Origin of the sequence: Cellulomonas sp. ES6, from assembly GCF_030053835.1 — a bacterium.
Taxonomy (GTDB): Bacteria; Actinomycetota; Actinomycetes; order Actinomycetales; family Cellulomonadaceae; genus Cellulomonas.
On sequence record NZ_CP125655.1, the window covers coordinates 2106705 to 2123679 of the forward strand.

A 16975-nucleotide genomic window follows, 5' to 3' on the forward strand; every position below is an offset into this window, starting at 1 on the left:
GCCCCCGCCGCCCGCGCGCCCGGTCGTCAGGCGATCGCGAAGATCACCGCGGCCAGGCCGAAGCCCATCACGCCGATGAGCGTCTCCATGACGGTCCACGTCTTGAAGGTCGTCTTCACGTCCATGTCGAAGAACCGCCCGACCAGCCAGAAGCCGGAGTCGTTGACGTGGCTGAGGACCACCGAGCCTGCCGCGACCGCCAGGACGATGGTCGCCAGCTCCACGGCGTTGTAGCCGCCGGCGGCGACGGCCGGCGCGATGAGGCCGGCCGCGGTGGTCAGCGCGACGGTCGCGGACCCCTGGGCGACCCGCAGCACCGTGGCGATGAGGAACCCGGCGACGATCACCGGGACACCGAGGTCGCTGAGCACGTCCGCGAGCGCGTCGCCGATGCCGGACGCGCGCAGGACGCCGCCGAACATGCCGCCGGCGCCGGTGATGAGGATGACCGAGGCGACGGGGCCGAGCGCGGAGTCGAGCACCTTCTCCAGGACCGTCCCGGACCGGCCGCGGCGCCGGCCGAGCACGTACGTGGCGACGAGGACGGTGACGAGCAGGGCGACGGGCGTCTGGCCGAGCGCACGGAAGGCCTGCACCCACAGCGCGTCGCCGTCCACCACGCCGGCCGCGCGCAGCGCGTCGAGGCCGGTGTTGGCGAAGATCAGGACCAGCGGCAGCAGGAGCAGCGAGACGACCGTGCCGAAGGACGGCGGGTTGGCGGTGGCCTCCTCGTCGGCCTCGCCGAGGATCGACGGGACGGGCAGCGAGATCCGCCGGCCCGTGAACACGCCGTACAGGTACGCGGTCACGTACCAGGTGGGGATCGCGACGAGGACGCCGATCGCCAGCACCGTCCCGACGTTCGCGCCCAGCAGCTCGGTGGCCGCGACCGGCCCGGGGTGCGGCGGCACGAACACGTGCATCACGGAGAACGCACCGGCGACGGGCAGCCCGTACAGCAGCAGCGACCCGCCGAGGCGGCGCGCGACGGCGAACACGATCGGCAGCATCACGACGAGGCCCGCGTCGAAGAAGATCGGGAAGCCGAAGATCAGCGACGCGAGGCCGAGCGCGAACGGCGCCCGCTTCTCCCCGAACTTGCCGATGAGGAAGTCGGCGAGCACCTGGGCCCCGCCGCTGGTCTCGACGAGCCGCCCGAGCATCGCCCCGAGCGCGACGAGCAGGGCGACGCCGGCCAGGGTGGAGCCGAAGCCCGACGTCATGACCGGCACGACGTCCCCGACGGGGATGCCGGTGGCGAGCGCGGTGAGCAGGCTGACGAGGATCAGCGCGACGAACGCGTGCATCCGCAGCCAGATGATGAGCAGCAGCAGCACGGCGATCGCGCCGGCCGCGATGCCGAGCAGCGGCCCGGCGGTCAGGGTCTGGGTCCAGCCCTCAGGCGTCATGGGTGTCTCCGTCGACAGTGGTGGCGGTGGTGGTGGGCAGAGGTACGGGTCAGCGGCCGAGGCGCCGGAGGATCTCGTCGACCAGCGCGGCGGGCTTGGCGTCGATGTCGACGGCGAACCCGTCCTCGTCGTCGGCCAGCGGCTCGAGGGTCGCGAGCTGGGACACGAGCATCTCGGGCTTCATGAAGTGCCCGGCCCGGCCCTGGATGCGCTCGGACAGCAGCTCGCGGCTGCCCGTGAGGTGGACGAAGCGCACCGGCCCGGCCTCGCGCAGCAGGTCCCGGTAGGCCCGGCGCAGCGCGCTGCACGGGACGACGGCGCTCTCGCCGGCGGCGGCGCGCTCGGCGAGCCAGTCCCGGATGCCGCCGAGCCACGGCCAGCGGTCGTCGTCGGTCAGGGGGGTGCCGGCCGACATCTTCTCGACGTTGGCCGGGGAGTGGAAGTCGTCGCCCTCGGCGAACGCCGCCCCCATGCGGCCGGCGAGGAGTGCTGCGACAGTGGTCTTGCCGGAGCCGGCGACGCCCATGACCACGACGAGGTCGGGGCGCTCGGCGCCCGACGGCGCGGCGGTGCGGTGCGGTGCGGTCTCGGCCTCGGTGACGTCGGTGTCCACCGGCTCAGCATCACCCACAGGTAGCACCTTTGTCCACATGTGGTGCTCTCATAGTGTCGGGCGCCGTCCGCGGCCCTACCCTGGACGCGTGCCCGCCGCCGTCCTCCACAGCACCGTCCTCGACACGCTGGGGCGCCGCATCACCGCCGGTGAGCTGCGCGCCGGGGCCGTCCTGACGCTGCAGGAGCTGGGCGCCGAGTTCGGGGTGTCCCGCACGGTCGCGCGCGAGGTCATGCGCATGCTCGAGGGCCTCGGCCTGGTGCGCTCCAGCCGGCGCGTCGGCCTGGTCGTGCTCGGCATCGAGAGCTGGAACGTGCTCGACCCCCGGGTGATCGCCTGGCGGCTCGAGGGACCCGGCCGGCTCGCGCAGCTGCGGACGCTGACCGAGCTGCGCCACGCCGTCGAGCCGCTGGCCGCCGCCGGCGCCGCGCGGTACGCCCCCGTCGAGGTCCGCACGGAGCTCATGGACATCGCGCAGCGGATGCGGGCGCTCGGCGAGGCCGGGGAGGCCACGCAGGCGGAGTTCCTCGCGCTCGACATCCGGATGCACCAGCTGCTGCTGCGCGCCAGCGGCAACGAGCTGTTCGGGGCGCTGTCGGAGCTGGTGACGGCCGTGCTGTCCGGCCGCACGGCTCTCGGCCTCATGCCCGCCTCGCCCGTGCCCGCCGCTCTCGACGGGCACGAGGCCGTGGCGCGCGCGGTCGCGCTCGGCGACCCGGTCGCCGCGCAGCGGGCCATGGCCGGCATCGTCGACGAGGTGCAGGGGTCCCTGCCGGACGACGCCGGCGTGGCCGCGTCCTGACCGCCGCGCCCCGCCCGCCCGCGGGGCGGCCCGCGCTCCCGCACGCACAGGTGCACCACAGGCGCGTTCCAGCGGACGTGGAGCACCCGGCCGCACCGTAGGAGCCCTCACCGGGAGCCACCCGGTCCGGCAGCCCGGGAGGGCAGCGTGAGCGCTCCGCCGACCACCGCAGTGCCCGGCCCGCGCGCGCCGGGCGACACCACGCCGTCGCCCCGCCCGCCGGACGCCCGCGGAGGGCACGTCCGGCGCCTGCTCCCCCCGGCGCGACGACGCTGGTGGGGCGACGCGGTCGCCTGGCTCGTGGGTGCGCACCTCGGGGTCGTCACCGCGTTCTGGGTGAGCGCCGGTGGCGCCGGGCTGCTGCTCCAGGGCGGCGCGACCGCGCTGGGGTCCGCGGGCCGGCTCGCGGGCCTGTGGGCCAGCGCGCTGCTGCTGCTGCAGGTGCTGGGCATGGCACGCATCCCCGCCGCCGAGCGCGCGTTCGGGCAGGACAGGCTCACCACCTGGCACCGCTGGGCCGGGTTCACGTCGTTCTGGCTGCTCGCGTTGCACCTGGTCCTCATCGTGGTGGCGTACGCGTCGGCCGAGGGACGGGGTCCCGTCGCGGAGCTGTGGTCGATGACGCTCACGCTGCCCGGCATGCTGCTCGCGGTCGCCGGGACCGCCCTGATCACCGGCGTCGTCGTGCTGTCCGTGCGTGCCGCGCGGCGGCGGCTGCGCTACGAGTCGTGGCACCTGCTGCACCTGTACGCCTACCTGGGCATCGGGCTCGCGCTGCCGCACCAGCTCTGGACCGGGTCGTCGTTCCTCGCCCACCCCTGGACCGCGGCGTACTGGTGGTCGCTGTACGGGCTCACGCTGGTCGCGCTGCTGACCTTCCGGGTGGCGCGCCCGCTGCTGCTGAGCGCCCGCCACCGGCTGCGCGTGGCGGCCGTCGTGCAGGAGACGCCGACGATCGTGTCGGTGCACGTCACGGGGCGCCGGCTCGACCGGCTCCGGGTGGAGGCCGGCCAGTTCCTGGTCTGGCGGTTCCGGACCGGCGCCGGCTGGACGCGCGGCCACCCGCTGAGCCTCTCGGCGCAGCCCACCACCGCGGGGCTCCGCGTCACGATCGGCGTCCGGGGCGACGACGGCGCCCGGCTCGCGGCGATGGGACCCGGGACGCCGGTGCTCGTCGAGGGGCCGTTCGGCCGGACGGCGACGAGCGTCCGGACGCGGCACCGCATCGCGGCGTTCGCGGCCGGCGCCGGCATCGCGCCCGTGGTCGCCCTGCTCCAGGACAACGCGTGGACGCCCGGCTCCGACACCCTCGTGCACCGCTCGACCGACCCGTCGGAGGCCGCGCTGCGTGCCGACGCCGAGTGGCTCGCGGAGCACGCGGCCCTCCGGTACGTCCCGCTCCCCGGTCCGCGCTCCCGCACCGGCACGCCCTGGCTGCCCGCCGAGCACGGCCACGTCCCCGGACCCGACGCGCTGCGGCGACTCGTGCCCGACCTGGTGCACCACGACGTGTTCGTCTGCGGACCCGCCGCCTGGTCCACCGCCCTGGTCGCCGACCTGCGCGCCGCCGGCGTGCCCGAGCGGCAGATCCACCTCGAGTCCTACGCCTGGTGAGAGGAGACTCCCGTGCGCCGCATCCTCGTCGCCGTGGCCGGCACCCTGTCCGGCCTCGGCCTGATCCTCCTGTACCCCACGAGCACCGGCCGGACGCTCGACACGACGGGCACCGCCGACGGGGCCGCGACCGCGGGCGGCGCGACGTCCGGGTCGACCGCGCAGGCCGGGGACGGGGCGCCGTCCGGCTCCGGGGCGGAGTCCGGCTCCGCGGCCGGCAGCGGCGACGCGGCCGGCGCGACGACCCCGGACGCCGCGGGCTCGACCGGGTCCGGCTCGACCGGCTCGGGCTCGACCGGCACGTACTCGGCGTCCACGTCCATGCGGTACGGCACCGTCACCGTGACCGTCACGGTGACCGACGGCCGGCTCACCGACGTCGGCGCGACCCAGGACTCCCCGGACGGGCGCTCCCGGAGCATCTCCGGACAGGCGATCCCGACGCTCAACAGCGAGGCGCTCGACGCGCAGAGCGCCGACATCGCCCTCGTGTCGCACGCCACGTACACGAGCGAGGCGTACGCGCAGTCGCTGCAGGCGGCGCTGGACGAGGCGGCGCAGGCGTGAGCGCGGCCGCGGACGCCACGGCCTGGACGCCGTCGGGCGACGACCTCGACGCCGCCGAGCGCGACACCCGGGTCCGGGAGGCCGCCGGGCTGCCGCGCTGCGCCTGGGTGGCGCACCACATGGCGATGCCCTGGAGCGTGCACGTCCGCGGGCCGGCGGCGCACGCCCCCGCCACCGCCGGCGCCGTGGCGGAGGCGTTCGCCCTGGTGGCGCGGATCGACGCGGCGCTCAGCCCCTTCCGCCCCGACTCGGACCTGAGCCGCTACCGCCGCGGGGAGCTCGGTCTCGACGCGGCACCGGAGCTCGCCGCGGTGCACCGGCGGTGCGTGGTCGCGCGGTCGGCGACGGGCGGCGTCGTCGACGCGTGGGGGTGGCGGGACGGCTTCGACCCGACCGGCCTCACCAAGGGGTGGGCCGTCGACCGCGCGCTCGACGCGCTGGCCGGCCTCGACGGCGACGTCGCGGTGGTCGCGGGCGGCGACGTGGGCGTGCGGAGCCGCAGCGGTCTGCCGTGGCGGGTCGGCGTGGAGGACCCCGCGGACCGCAGCCGGGTGCTCGCCTGGATCGACGTGACCGACGGCGGGGTGGCCACGTCGGGCCCCGCCGCCCGCGGCGCCCACGTCGTCGACCCGCGCACCGGCGCGGCCGCCGGCGGCGCGATCCGGTCGGCGACCGTCGTCGCGGAGACCGCCGAGCGTGCGGACGTGTGGGCGACCGCCGCCGTCGTGCTGGGCGCGCACGCACCGGGCCGGCTCCGTGGGCTGCCGGGGACCTCCGGCGTGCTGGTGCTCGCGGACGGTTCCGTGCACCGGTGGGCGGCGCCGGCCTGAGCCGGCGCCGGCCGCCTCAGGCCCGGTCGGGCCCCGTCGTGCTCCCGCCACCGGTGCCCGGCGCGGCGCCCGGCCCGGTGCTCCACGGCTCGGCGGACGCGCCGTCGTCGGAGCCGCGGGACACCGCGCTCTTCACCGCGTCGACCGCCTTGTCCTTGAGCGCGACGCCCTGGTCCTTCGCGAACCGCGCCGCCGTCGACTCGAGGTCGTCGACCGTGGACTGCACGCGCGGGTCGTGCCACGCGTCCGACGCCCACCCCTTGATCTTCTCGAACTGCGCGCGGCCCGCGCGGGTGCCGACGACGTAGCCGATGCCGGCGCCGAGGACGAATGCGAGCTTGCCCTTCATGCGTTCTCTCCCTGGTCGCTGGATCTCCTGATTCGATCGAGCCTAGGGGCGCCCGTCGTGGCGCGCCCGGCGAGCGCCGGGGACCGTTCGACGCGCACGACGATGCGGGCAGGAGCACAGTGGCCCCCGACGAGGGGGAGGCTCGATGACGCAGACCACACGGGTGCCCGGCGGCGACCAGCCGGAGCTGCGGCGCACGATCGGCCGCACGGTGCTGCTGCTGTTCGTCGTCGGGGACATCCTCGGCGCCGGCATCTACGCGCTGACGGGGACGGTCGCGGAGCAGGTCGGCGGCGCGATCTGGCTGCCGTTCCTGCTGGCGTTCGCCCTGGCCACGCTGACCGCGACGGCCTACGCGGAGCTCGTCGCGCGCTACCCGAAGGCCGCCGGCGCCGCCCTGTACGCGAACCGCGCCTTCCGGCGGCCGTTCCTGACGTTCCTCGTGGCGTTCGCCGTCATGATGTCGGGCATCACCAGCGCCTCCGCGGCGGCGCGGGCGTTCGGCGGGGACTACCTGGCGGAGCTGCTGCCGTTCGGGGTGCCGACCCTCGTGGCCGCGTGGGTGTTCCTCGGGCTCATCACGGTCGTCAACGTGCTCGGGGTCTCCGAGTCGGTGCGCGTGAACGTCGTGCTCACGCTGGTCGAGGCGAGCGGGCTGCTCGTCATCATCGGCATCGGGGTGTGGGCGCTCGCGCACGGCGACGGCGACCCGTCCCGCGCCCTCGACCTGCACACCGACGGCCCCGCGTGGATGGGCGTGCTCGGCGGCACCGCGCTCGCCTTCTACGCCCTGCTCGGGTTCGAGGACTCGGTGAACCTGGCGGAGGAGGCGCGGCACCCGCGGCGCGACTTCCCGCGGGCGCTGTTCGGCGGGCTCGCGGTGGCCGGGGCCATCTACCTGGCGGTGGCGTTCACGGCGTCGATGCTGGTGGAGACGGACGTGCTGGTCGGCTCCACCGGGCCGCTGCTCGAGGTGGTGCGCGTGGCCGGGCTGGCGTTCCCGCCGTGGCTGTTCGCGCTCATCGCGCTGCTCGCCGTCATGAACACCGCGCTGATCAACATGATGATGGCGTCCCGCCTGGTGTACGGGATGTCCCGCGAGGGGATCGTCCCCGCCGCGCTCGGCCGCGTGCACTCCCGGCGCCGCACCCCCGTGGTCGCGATCGCGTTCACGGTGGTCCTCGCGCTGACGCTCACCGCGACCGGCGACCTCGGCGGCCTGGCCGACACCACCGTCCTGCTCCTGCTGCTCGTGTTCGCGGTGGTCAACGTCGCCGTGCTCGTCCTGCGCCGCCGCCCCGCGGACGACGACGAGACCGGCACGGTGGACGGCGACCGCGAGCGCTCGTTCCGCGCGCCGACGTGGGCGCCCGTCGTCGGGGCGGTCGTGTCGCTGGCGCTGGCGTCGCCGCTGACGGGCCGCGAGGGGGCGGTGTACCTGCGGGCCGCCGTGCTGCTGGGGATCGGCGTGGTGCTGTACGTCGTCAACCGGCTGCTGACGGGCGGGACCGGCGCGACCGCGGACGAGGACGCCACCGCCGCGACCGGCTGACCCCGGCCCGCCCGCCACGCCCGCGCCGCGGTCACGCGAACCCGAGCAGCGCGGCGACCTCGGGCTCCCGTTCGACCCAGCCGGGTGCGTCGTGGAGCACCACCCGGGTCTCGAACTCCGCCGCGGTGATCCCGGGCGTCAGGGTGACGTGCATCGTGAGCGCCGCGTCGACCGCGACCAGCAGCCGGCCGTCGTCCGGCACGACCGACCGCAACCACGCCGCGAGCTCGCCCCACCCGGGCCACAGGGCGTCGCACGAGAAGGAACGCCGGTCCCGGAAGTAGTTGATCTGGTAGACCCCGGCGGGACCCACCACCTGGACGTTGACCGCGGAGGCTCGTGGCGGCCGGAGCCGCCGTACCCGCGCGTCCGGCCACCGCCGACGTGCCACCTCGGCGAACCGGTCGGCGGTGAGCGGGATCGTCCCCTCGCACGCGACGAGCAGGTTGTTGCTCACGGCGACCGGCCGCCACGGCCGAGCAGCGCGGCGACCTCGGGGTCGCGCGCCTCCCACCCGGGCGTCCCGTGGTCCACGACAGCGGAGGCGACGTCCGTGGGCCGCATGCCCGGGAGCAGCTCCACGTGGAGGGTCATCGCGGCGTCGAAGGCGATGAGTCGACGGCCCTGGTCCGGCACGACGGCGCGGACCCACGCGGCCACCTCCGGCCACCGGTCGGGCAGCGCGTCGGTGCTGATCGCGGTGCGGGTCCGCAGGTAGTCGATCTGGAACCCCGACCCGTCCGGCGGATCGATCTGCACCTCGACCTCCACGTGGAACGGCGGGCGACGGCGGACCACGGTCGCCGCAGACCCCCACCGGGCGACGGCGGCCCGCGCCAGCGCCTCGAACGACACCGGCAGCGGCGCCGCGGTCGTCCCCCGGATGTACAGACGGTTGCTCACGAGCGGACCACCACCTCCACGTCCAGACCGTCTCCGACCAGCGACCGGGCGCGCGCCAGCAGGTGCTCCGCCGCCTCCGGGGTCGACGTCACGATCCGCAGCCGCTCCACCGGGTTGTCGCCTCCCCGGATCACGGCGGCGTACCGCTCCACCTCGTCGTCGAACCCCGCGAGCAGGTCGTCCCGCAGGAAGTCCGGCACGCTCCCCTCCCACATCGAGGCGCCCGGTCGCTCGACGAACTTCGCCTCGACCGCCACCACGGCGTCCGGGTCGATGTGCACACCGTCCGCCCAGATCCTCGTGTCGCCGCTCCGGAGGCGGAACTCCTCCGGTCCGGCCCAGGTCCGCTGGTAGTCGGCCCACCCCTCGACGCGGGTGACCGCACGGACGTCGCCGGCGGCCCGCAGCGCGTCCAGCCAGCGCTCGCCGGCGGCGACGCGGTCCACGCCGTCGGCGATGTCCTGGAGGTACCGCGCCATCCGCGCGGCGCCCGCGACGCCGGCGGTCGACCCGCCCGTGACCAGGCTCGTCGCGAGGTCGGGCGCGTGGCCGCCCCACCACCGGCCGGGGTGGTCGGCGAGCCCGTCGGTGTCGAGCAGCACCCGGCCGGTGCCGAACGGGTCCTCGCCCGCCGCGTGGTACAGGTCGACCGTCGAGGTCCCGAGCTCCGCCCACGACGACGCCCAGCCGGGGCCGTCGACGACCGCGCGCAGCGAGCCGTACCGCCACAGCGCGCCGGCGGTGGAGGTCAGCCAGTCGGCGACGCCGCGCAGGAAGTCGCCGGGGTGGAGTCCGCCGTCCGGGACGCCGGCGGAGAGCCCGTCGAGCACGCCCGCCGCGGCGGCCTCCGACGCGACGACCTCCGCGCGGGCGGAGGCGAGCACCTGCTCGGCGAGCGCCCGGTGCGACGCCCCGGGGTCGACGTCGGCGACGCGGGGCCGCCAGCGGGTCGCACCCGGGGTGGACGAGGGGGACGACGGCGTGCCGAGCACCGGCGGGTCCACGTCGGCGCGGCGGCGCCACGCCGCGCTCAGGTCCTCGCCCTGCGCCCACAGGGCGACGGCGACCTCGGCGCGGGCGTGCGCCCACCGGACCACGGCGGCGTGCTGCCGCAGGACCCCGCCGGCGACGTCGGTGGCGCCCGCGACCGTGTCGAGCACCTCGACCAGCCGCGAGCGGTGCGCCGCCCAGGCCTCGGACGCGGCGCCGTGCCAGCGGTCGCACGCGGCGCGTGCCGTGTCGGCCGACGCGGCCGCGAGCGCCCGGCGCCGCCCGTCGACCTCCGCCGCCGAGCCCTCGAGCGCGTCGGGGTCGGTCGGGACCAGCGCCCGCGCGTCGGTGGACGTCGCGAGGGTCGCGCCGCCGATCACGGGCGGGCCGGCAGACCGGCGAGGTGGTCGCGGGCCATCGCGTCGGCCTCGTCGTAGGCGGACGCGGCGCCCCTGATCTGCTCGCCGGCGTGGTCGACCTCCGCCGCGAGCGCCGTCAGGAGGTAGCGGTAGCGCGCGTCGAACCGCGCCCCGGCGGAGGTCAGCGGGCCCGCGCGCCACGCCTCCGGCCCGGGGACCACCGGGGCGGCGCCCGTGGCCGCCACCCGGTCGGCGACGCGCAGCACGTCGTTCCCGGTGCGGCGGAGCTCCGCCGTGTCGACCTCGAACAGGCTGGCGTCAGCCACGCTCGTCCACCTCTCTCGGGGATGCGCGGCTGCTACTCAAAAGTAGCACGACTCAGGTCCCCGCCGCCGGCACCTCCCGCGGCGCGCGGCGGCGGCGTACCGTCCGGGCATGACGCCGAAGGTGCCCAAGGCCGTGTACGAGGCGGAGCTGTTCCGGCTGCAGTCGGAGCTGGTGACCCTCCAGGAGTGGGTGCGCGCCACCGGGGCCCGCGTGGTGGTCGTGTTCGAGGGCCGCGATGCCGCCGGCAAGGGCGGCACCATCAAGCGCATCACCGAGTACCTGAGCCCCCGGGTCGCCCGCATCGCCGCGCTGCCCGCGCCCACGGAGCGCGAGCGCGGCCAGTGGTACTTCCAGCGCTACATCGCGCACCTGCCGGCGCGCGGCGAGATCGTGCTGTTCGACCGGTCCTGGTACAACCGCGCCGGGGTCGAGACGGTCATGGGGTTCTGCACACCGCAGGAGCGCGCCCGGTTCCTGCAGCAGACGCCGGGGTTCGAGCAGATGCTCATCGACGACGGCATCCTGCTGCGCAAGTACTGGTTCTCGGTGTCGGACGCGGAGCAGCTCCGGCGCTTCCGGTCCCGGCGGAACGACCCGGTGCGCCGGTGGAAGCTCAGCCCGATGGACCTGGAGTCGATCGCGCGCTGGGAGGAGTACTCCCGGGCGAAGGACACGATGTTCGCGCACACCGACCTGCCGACCAGCCCGTGGTACGTCGTGGAGTCCGACCTGAAGCGGAACGCGCGGCTCAACATGATCGCGCACCTGCTGTCGACCATCCCCTACCAGGAGGTGCCCCACGACCCGGTGGTGCTGCCGGAGCGCCCACCGGCGTCCGAGGAGTACGTGCGGCCGCCCCGCGAGCTGTCCACGTACGTCCCGGACCACTGCGCGTCGCTGCTCGGGGACCCGGAGGCGTAACACGCGCCGGGTACCGTCCCGCGCGTGACCGCACGACCCGCGCCCGCGCCGGCCCCCGCCCGGGGCACCTCCGCACCCGTGATCGCCCCCGAGGACCCGCGCACGCCCGACGTGCGGGCCCTGCTGACGCGTCACCTGCAGGCGATGCACGCGCAGAGCCCGCCGGAGGACGTGCACGCGCTCGACGTCGACGCGCTCGCCGCCCCCCACGTGACGTTCCTCGCGGCGCGTGACGCGGACGGCACGCTGCTCGGCGTCGGCGCCCTCGCGCGGATCACCCCCGGGCACGCCGAGATCAAGTCGATGCACACCGCGGCCGCGGCCCGGCGGCGCGGCGTCGCGGCCGCGCTGCTCGACCGGCTGCTCGCGCTCGCCGCCGAGCAGGGCGACGACCGCGTCAGCCTGGAGACGGGGACGCAGGACGGCTTCGCGGCCGCCCGCGCGCTGTACGAGCGCGCGGGGTTCGTCGCGTGCCCCCCGTTCGCCGCCTACCGGCCGAGCCCGTCGTCGGCGTTCTACACCCGGCTGACGCCGCCGCGCTGAGCCCCGCCGGGCCGCCGGGCACCGGTGGCGGGCACCGGGCGCGGGACCTACCGTCGATGCGGCAGATCCTTCGAGAACGGGGAGGCGACGTGGTGCAGCACGGCGGTGGGAGCTCCCGCGGACCCACCGACGCGGGGCTCGCCGCGTCGGTGCCGCCGGACCGGTTCACGGCCGTCCGGTCGTGGTCGCTCGACTCCGTCACCGACCTGTCCCGGGTGCGCCGCGAGCTCCTGTCGGCGGTCACCGCCCGGCACGCCGCACCGCAGGACCTGCTGGGCCAGGTGCCCGAGAACATGGTGCTGGTCGCCTCCGAGCTGGCGACGAACGCGCTCGAGCACGGGCTGCCCCCGACCGTGCTGTCCCTGCTGACCGACGGCACCGACTACCTGCTCGACGTCTGCGACGCGGACCTGCACTCGGTGCCGGTGCTCGCGGGCGAGCGGCCCGTCGGCGCCGGCGGGTTCGGGCTTCTGATCGCCCGGAGGCTCTCGCAGTCCGTCGGCTGGTACACGACCGACTCCACCAAGCACGTGTGGGCGATCTTCCCCGCCCAGGGCTGACGCAGGCGGGGACCGCCGCTCAACGCCCGTTCGCGCGCGCGTCCAGCGCGAGCGCGCGGAACGTGTCGGCGACGGGCGTGCGGCGGCGGTCCAGGCCCCCGCGGCCGTCCTCGACGAGGTCCCACAGGCCCATCGTCAGCAGGTGGTCCGCACGCGGGCCGGTCCCGTGGCGGTACGTCCACTCGTACATGTCGAACACGGGCCACCACGTGTAGCCGACCACCCGGTGCCCGAGCGCGCGCAGGGCGCGGACGGCGGCGACGGACTCGTGCAGCCACGCGACGCGGTCGGCGACGGGCGCGGTGACCGACGTCTCCGTGAGCATCACCGGCACCCCGTGGCGGCGCTCGGCCTCGGTGAGCACCTCGACGAGCCCCGCCACGCCGGCGTCCTGGGTGGGCCGCGGGTCGGCGAACCCGCCGCCGTGGTGGACGCCCTCCTCGAACACCTCCGTGGAGATGCGCGGGTAGTAGTTGACGCCCATCACGTGCGGCCGCACGGCCTGGTCCGCGAACCAGGCGAGGCTCGCGTCGTCCATGCCGCCGCCCCGCAGCACGGGCAGCAGGGGGTGACCGTCGGCCACGCGCCCGGTGACGAGGTCCTCGACCAGGTGGGCCTGCTCGCGCAGCCGCGCCGCCTGGTCGCGGTGCTCGCCGTCCACGTCCCCGGCGTACCGCATGGAGGCGTCCACGTGCACGAACGTCGCGCGGTCGCCGAGCACCTCCGCGACGCCCTGCTGCGTGCGGACGAACCCCTCGCCGAGGCTCCGCACCATCGCCACCAGGCCCGTGTCCCCCGTCAGGTAGGGCGGCCAGTAGCCGTAGACCCCGCAGAACAGCGCGTGGATCATCGGCTCGTTGACGGGGGTGTAGTCCGTGACCGCGTCGGCGTACCGCTCGGCGAACGCGACGGCGTACTCGGCGACGACCTTCGGGTAGTCGGGGTGCGCGAACTGCCCGTCGAGCCACAGCGGGGTGCCGTAGTGCAGCAGGTCGATCACCGGGCGCAGGCCCAGCTCGCCGAACCTGTCCACCACCCGGTCCACCCACGACCAGTCCCACTGCCCCGGGGCGGGGCTGACCCGGTACCAGGGCACCCCCCACCGCAGGAACGTGGCCCCGGCGTCGACCGCGAGCTGCAGGTCGGAGGCGTACTTCGCGTAGTGGTCGGTCAGCGCGTACTCGTCGATCGCGCGCTCCCCCGGCCCGGACTGCGGGACGAACGTGTCCTCCACCCCGAGGCCGAAGTGCAGCGCGCCGTCCTCGAACCAGCGGCGGGCGCTCACTTGAGCCCCGTGGTGGCGATGGACTCGATGAACCGCCGCTGCACGAACAGGAACGCCACGACCAGCGGCACCACGGCGACGAGGGCGCCGGCCATCATCACGCCGTAAGGCACGATGCCACCCGGGCCGGTGAGCAGCGTCAGCCCGGACGTGATGGTGCCCATCTCGCGCTGCGTGGTGAACACGAGCGGCCAGAGCAGGTCGTTCCAGTTGTTGACGAACACGAAGATCGCGAGGGTCATCAGCGCGGGCCGGGCGTTGGGCAGCACGATCTGCGTGAAGACCCGCAGCTCCGAGGCCCCGTCGATCCGCGCGGCGTTGTCGAGGTCCCGCGGCAGCGACAGGAAGAACTGCCGCAGGAAGAAGATCCCGAAGGCGTCGGCGGCGCGCGGCGCGATCAGCCCGGCGAAGGTGTTGACCCAGCCCAGGTCGCTGACGATCTGGTAGACGGGGATCAGCGTCGCCTGGAACGGGATCATCAGCGTCGCGACGATCGCCACCAGCAGCGCCTTGCGGCCGGCGAAGTCGATCCGCGCCAGCGCGTAGGCGGCGAGCGAGTCGAACACGAGGGCGAAGACGGTCACCCCACCGGCGAACAGGAACGAGTTGCCGATCAGACGCGCGAACGGCAGGTCGGCGAAGATCCGCGCGAAGTTCACCGTGGTCCAGGCGTCGGGCAGCAGCGTGGGCGGGAACGCGTTGACCTCGGACGTCGGCTTGAACGCCGTGAACAGGACGATCGCGAGCGGCAGCAGCGCGACGAGGGTCGCGACGACGACGGCGGCGGTCAGCAGCACCGTCGACGGGCGGACCCGGCGGCGGCGGGGCGCGGGCCGGGGCGCGGGACGGGCGACCCCCAGGGTGGCGGCGGACATCAGCGCTCCTCCTCGCGGCGGCCGAAGAACACGAACTGGACGAGGCTGAGCAGCAGAGTCGCGAGCAGCAGCACGTAGGACAGGGCGGACGCGAACCCGAGCTCGAGCTTGCGGAACCCGGACTCGTAGATCTCCATCACGACGGTCTGGGTGCTGCCGTACGGACCGCCGCCGGTCATGACGTAGATCTGGTCGAACGCCTGGAGGGCCGCGATGAGCGCGAAGATCAGGACGAACGCGGTGGTGTTCGACAGCATCGGCAGCGTGATGTGCCGGAACCGGGACCAGGCACCCGCGCCGTCCATCTTCGCCGCCTCGTACAGGGAGCCCGGGATGTCCTGGAGCCCGGCCAGGAAGATCACCATGTAGAACCCGAAGTTCTTCCAGACCGCGACCAGGGCCACGGCCGGCATGGCGAGCGTCGGGTCCTGCAGCACGTTGCCGAGGTCGATGCCCAGGCCACGCAGCCAGTAGTGCAGCAGCCCGACCTGCGGGTCGATGAGGTACGACCAGGCGAGCGCACCCACGGCCAGCGAGATGATGAACGGCAGGAACAGCGCCGTCCGGAACAGGCCGCGCAGCGGCAGCCGCGGGTCGTTCAGCAGCAGCGCGAGGGCCAGCGCGACCACCACCGCCGTCGGCGTGAACAGCACCGCGTAGAGCACGGTGTTGCCGACGGCGTCGCGGATGTCCGGGTCGGTGACGATCCGGGCGTAGTTCTCCAGCCCGACCCACTCGGCCTGACCGAAGCCGCTCGCGTCGGTGAACGACATCTGGAGCGCGGACAGCATCGGCCAGACGACGAACACGCCCAGGACCAGCAGCGCGGGGGCGAGGAACGCCAGGGCGGTGCGGGTACGGCGGCGGCCGGTGCGGGGACTGCGGGACGACGGCGAGCCGGTGGCGGGACGCCGCCCGCCCAGCGGGGCGGGCGCGCGGTAGGCCCGGCGACGCGGGCTGACGGCCTGCGCGGAGCTCATGGTGGTGCCTCTCGGTGGGGCCGGCCTCCCCCGACGCCCGGGCAGGGACGCGGGGCGGGGGAGACCGGCTGCGGTGCGGGTCCGGCGGGGCCGGGCCTCAGTCGTCGAGCGCGGCCTGGACGGCGGTCTGGGCCTCGGCCAGCAGCGCGTCGACCGGCTCGCCGGCCATCGCGCGCTGGGTCAGGTCGTCGACCGCGGTCAGCACGTCGGTGCTGTTGACGACACCGGGCAGCAGCGGGCGGCCGAGCTCCGCCTGCTCCGTGAGCGCCGCGACGACGGGGTTCTCGCCGACCTCGTCGGTCGTCACGTCCGTGCGCAGAGGCGGCCAGCCGGAGCCGAGCGACCACGCGACCGCCTGCTCGTGCGCGAGGAAGTAGCTGAAGAACTCCTGCGCGGCCGCCTGCTGCGCCTGGTCGGCCTGCTCGGTGAGGGCCATCGCGACCCCGATGGCGGAGGCGGCCTGCGTCGCGGGGCCGGCCGGGATGGGCGCGATGCCGTAGTCGATGCCGTTCTCCTCGGAGATCGACGCCATCCACGGGCCGCCGATGTACATGCCGACCCGGCCGCTGGAGTACAGGCCGTCGCCCGCGATGCCGTCGACGCCCGTCGGGCTGAGCTGCGTCGCCGCGATCGCGCCGTGCCAGAACTCGAGGGTCTCGGCGTTCTCCGGGGAGTCGATCACGGCCTTGCCGTCCTCGACGACCGCGCCGCCGTTGCCGTAGAACAGCGTGGGCCAGACGCCGTTGCCGACCGTCGCGTGGTCGGTCAGCACGAGGCCGTACTGCTCGGGCGTGCCGTCGCCGTCCTCGTCCACGGTGAGCGCCTCGGCGGCGGCGACCCACTCGTCCCAGGTTGTCGGGACCTCGACGCCGGCCTCGGCGAACAGGGCCTTGTTGTAGAACATCGTGAGCGGCACGAACCCGGTGGGGACGCCGTACGCGGTGCCGTCGACGGTGACCATGTCGAGGGCGCCCGGGTTGAGGTCGGGCGTGGCCTCGTCGCCGGCGTAGAAGTCGTCCAGGTCGACGAACGCGCCGCGGTCGGCGTAGACCGGCAGCCGCTCGGCCGGCATGGCGACGATCTCGGGCCCGTTGTCGGCGGACAGGGCCGGCAGGAACGTGTCGTCGATGACGTCCCAGGGGTTCACCTCGGTGGTGATGGTGATCTCGCCGTCGTGCGCGGCGTTGAAGTCGTCGACGATCTGCTCGAGCACGTCGCCGTCGGCCTCGGTGTAGCCGTGCCAGAACGTGAGCTCGACGGGTCCGTCGGAGCCGGAGGAGGAGCCGCCGCCGGAGCACGCCGCGAGGGCGAGCGTCAGGCAGACCGGGGCGGCCAGCAGTGCGGGGGTTCGCTTCATCGCGGTGGACCTTTCGGAACGTCTACTCCCGGTACAACGTTGTAAGTCAACGTTGTAAGTGCATGGTGCCGGGACGCCCGCCGGGCTGTCAACCCCGGGCCCCGGGAGGGGGCAGGACCGCAGGTCAGGGGCGCGGGCG

General features: G+C 75.0%; 19 protein-coding genes. 8 read left to right on the plus strand and 11 right to left on the minus strand.

The genetic code is table 11. The features are described from left to right. Positions 1-26: 26 nt before the first annotated feature. Together P9841_RS09975 and P9841_RS09980 are read right to left on the minus strand one after the other, a co-directional pair. The gene (locus tag P9841_RS09975; protein ID WP_283318539.1) at positions 27-1409 is read right to left on the minus strand and encodes a GntP family permease; all 1383 of its coding nucleotides are present in this window, start codon (positions 1407-1409) and stop codon (positions 27-29) included. A 49-nt stretch (positions 1410-1458) separates the two neighbouring features. Continuing rightward, positions 1459-1935, minus strand: a complete 477-nt coding sequence (locus P9841_RS09980) for a gluconokinase (RefSeq protein WP_283321917.1) — start codon at positions 1933-1935, stop codon at positions 1459-1461. A gap of 175 nt (positions 1936-2110) precedes the next feature. Here P9841_RS09980 and P9841_RS09985 point away from each other — a divergent pair, with 175 nt between their 5' ends. The 4 genes from P9841_RS09985 (at position 2111) to P9841_RS10000 (ending at position 5835) form a co-directional block, all read left to right on the plus strand. Further along, positions 2111-2824 carry a FadR/GntR family transcriptional regulator gene (locus tag P9841_RS09985; RefSeq protein WP_283318540.1) on the plus strand — a complete coding sequence of 238 codons (714 nt, stop codon included), beginning with the start codon at positions 2111-2113 and terminating at the stop codon, positions 2822-2824. A gap of 147 nt (positions 2825-2971) precedes the next feature. Beyond that, the gene (locus P9841_RS09990; protein WP_283318541.1) at positions 2972-4438 is read left to right on the plus strand and encodes a ferredoxin reductase family protein; all 1467 of its coding nucleotides are present in this window, start codon (positions 2972-2974) and stop codon (positions 4436-4438) included. A gap of 12 nt (positions 4439-4450) precedes the next feature. Continuing rightward, positions 4451-5005 (plus strand): FMN-binding protein, encoded by a 555-nt coding sequence (locus tag P9841_RS09995; protein ID WP_283318542.1) that lies wholly within the window; start codon positions 4451-4453, stop codon positions 5003-5005. Then, the gene (locus tag P9841_RS10000) at positions 5002-5835 is read left to right on the plus strand and encodes an FAD:protein FMN transferase (protein ID WP_283318543.1); all 834 of its coding nucleotides are present in this window, start codon (positions 5002-5004) and stop codon (positions 5833-5835) included. The genes P9841_RS09995 and P9841_RS10000 overlap by 4 nt, the downstream gene beginning before the upstream one ends. Positions 5836-5851: 16 nt before the next feature. Here the strand turns inward: P9841_RS10000 and P9841_RS10005 are convergent, their stop codons facing one another. Beyond that, positions 5852-6184, minus strand: coding sequence for a YtxH domain-containing protein (locus P9841_RS10005; protein ID WP_283318544.1), 333 nt, complete (start codon positions 6182-6184; stop codon positions 5852-5854). A gap of 145 nt (positions 6185-6329) precedes the next feature. On the opposite strand from P9841_RS10005, the gene P9841_RS10010 reads away from it, so the two are divergent. Next, positions 6330-7736 (plus strand): APC family permease, encoded by a 1407-nt coding sequence (locus tag P9841_RS10010; protein WP_283318545.1) that lies wholly within the window; start codon positions 6330-6332, stop codon positions 7734-7736. A gap of 31 nt (positions 7737-7767) precedes the next feature. Here P9841_RS10010 and P9841_RS10015 read toward each other — a convergent pair whose 3' ends face one another. Genes P9841_RS10015 through P9841_RS10030 form a run of 4 tightly spaced genes read right to left on the minus strand, consistent with a single transcriptional unit; the run spans position 7768 to position 10314 of the window. Further along, positions 7768-8193 carry a hypothetical protein gene (locus P9841_RS10015; RefSeq protein ID WP_283318546.1) on the minus strand — a complete coding sequence of 142 codons (426 nt, stop codon included), beginning with the start codon at positions 8191-8193 and terminating at the stop codon, positions 7768-7770. Then, positions 8190-8639 carry a hypothetical protein gene (locus P9841_RS10020; protein WP_283318547.1) on the minus strand — a complete coding sequence of 150 codons (450 nt, stop codon included), beginning with the start codon at positions 8637-8639 and terminating at the stop codon, positions 8190-8192. Before P9841_RS10020 ends, P9841_RS10015 begins: the two co-directional genes overlap by 4 nt. Then, on the minus strand, positions 8636-10009 hold the full coding sequence (locus P9841_RS10025; RefSeq protein ID WP_283318548.1) for a restriction endonuclease fold toxin-2 domain-containing protein: 1374 nt from the start codon (positions 10007-10009) through the stop codon (positions 8636-8638). The genes P9841_RS10020 and P9841_RS10025 overlap by 4 nt, the downstream gene beginning before the upstream one ends. Then, positions 10006-10314, minus strand: a complete 309-nt coding sequence (locus tag P9841_RS10030; protein WP_283318549.1) for a hypothetical protein — start codon at positions 10312-10314, stop codon at positions 10006-10008. Before P9841_RS10030 ends, P9841_RS10025 begins: the two co-directional genes overlap by 4 nt. A gap of 109 nt (positions 10315-10423) precedes the next feature. On the opposite strand from P9841_RS10030, the gene ppk2 reads away from it, so the two are divergent. The 3 genes from ppk2 (at position 10424) to P9841_RS10045 (ending at position 12339) form a co-directional block, all read left to right on the plus strand. Further along, a complete protein-coding gene (gene ppk2 / locus P9841_RS10035; protein ID WP_283318550.1) occupies positions 10424-11236 on the plus strand; it encodes a polyphosphate kinase 2 in 813 nt (270 codons plus the stop codon). A gap of 24 nt (positions 11237-11260) precedes the next feature. Continuing rightward, positions 11261-11779 (plus strand): GNAT family N-acetyltransferase, encoded by a 519-nt coding sequence (locus tag P9841_RS10040; RefSeq protein WP_283318551.1) that lies wholly within the window; start codon positions 11261-11263, stop codon positions 11777-11779. 89 nt (positions 11780-11868) lie between these two features. Further along, entirely contained in the window at positions 11869-12339 is a 471-nt protein-coding gene (locus tag P9841_RS10045; RefSeq protein ID WP_283318552.1) for an ATP-binding protein, read from the plus strand. A 19-nt stretch (positions 12340-12358) separates the two neighbouring features. Here the strand turns inward: P9841_RS10045 and P9841_RS10050 are convergent, their stop codons facing one another. The 4 genes from P9841_RS10050 to P9841_RS10065 form a co-directional block, all read right to left on the minus strand. Beyond that, positions 12359-13624 (minus strand): family 1 glycosylhydrolase, encoded by a 1266-nt coding sequence (locus tag P9841_RS10050; RefSeq protein ID WP_283318553.1) that lies wholly within the window; start codon positions 13622-13624, stop codon positions 12359-12361. Continuing rightward, positions 13621-14499: a carbohydrate ABC transporter permease gene (locus P9841_RS10055; protein ID WP_283318554.1), complete on the minus strand. Its 879-nt coding sequence runs from the start codon at positions 14497-14499 to the stop codon at positions 13621-13623. The genes P9841_RS10050 and P9841_RS10055 overlap by 4 nt, the downstream gene beginning before the upstream one ends. Then, the gene (locus P9841_RS10060) at positions 14499-15479 is read right to left on the minus strand and encodes a carbohydrate ABC transporter permease (protein WP_283318555.1); all 981 of its coding nucleotides are present in this window, start codon (positions 15477-15479) and stop codon (positions 14499-14501) included. The genes P9841_RS10055 and P9841_RS10060 overlap by 1 nt, the downstream gene beginning before the upstream one ends. Positions 15480-15576: 97 nt before the next feature. Beyond that, positions 15577-16836 carry an ABC transporter substrate-binding protein gene (locus tag P9841_RS10065; protein WP_283318556.1) on the minus strand — a complete coding sequence of 420 codons (1260 nt, stop codon included), beginning with the start codon at positions 16834-16836 and terminating at the stop codon, positions 15577-15579. Positions 16837-16975 lie beyond the last annotated feature (139 nt).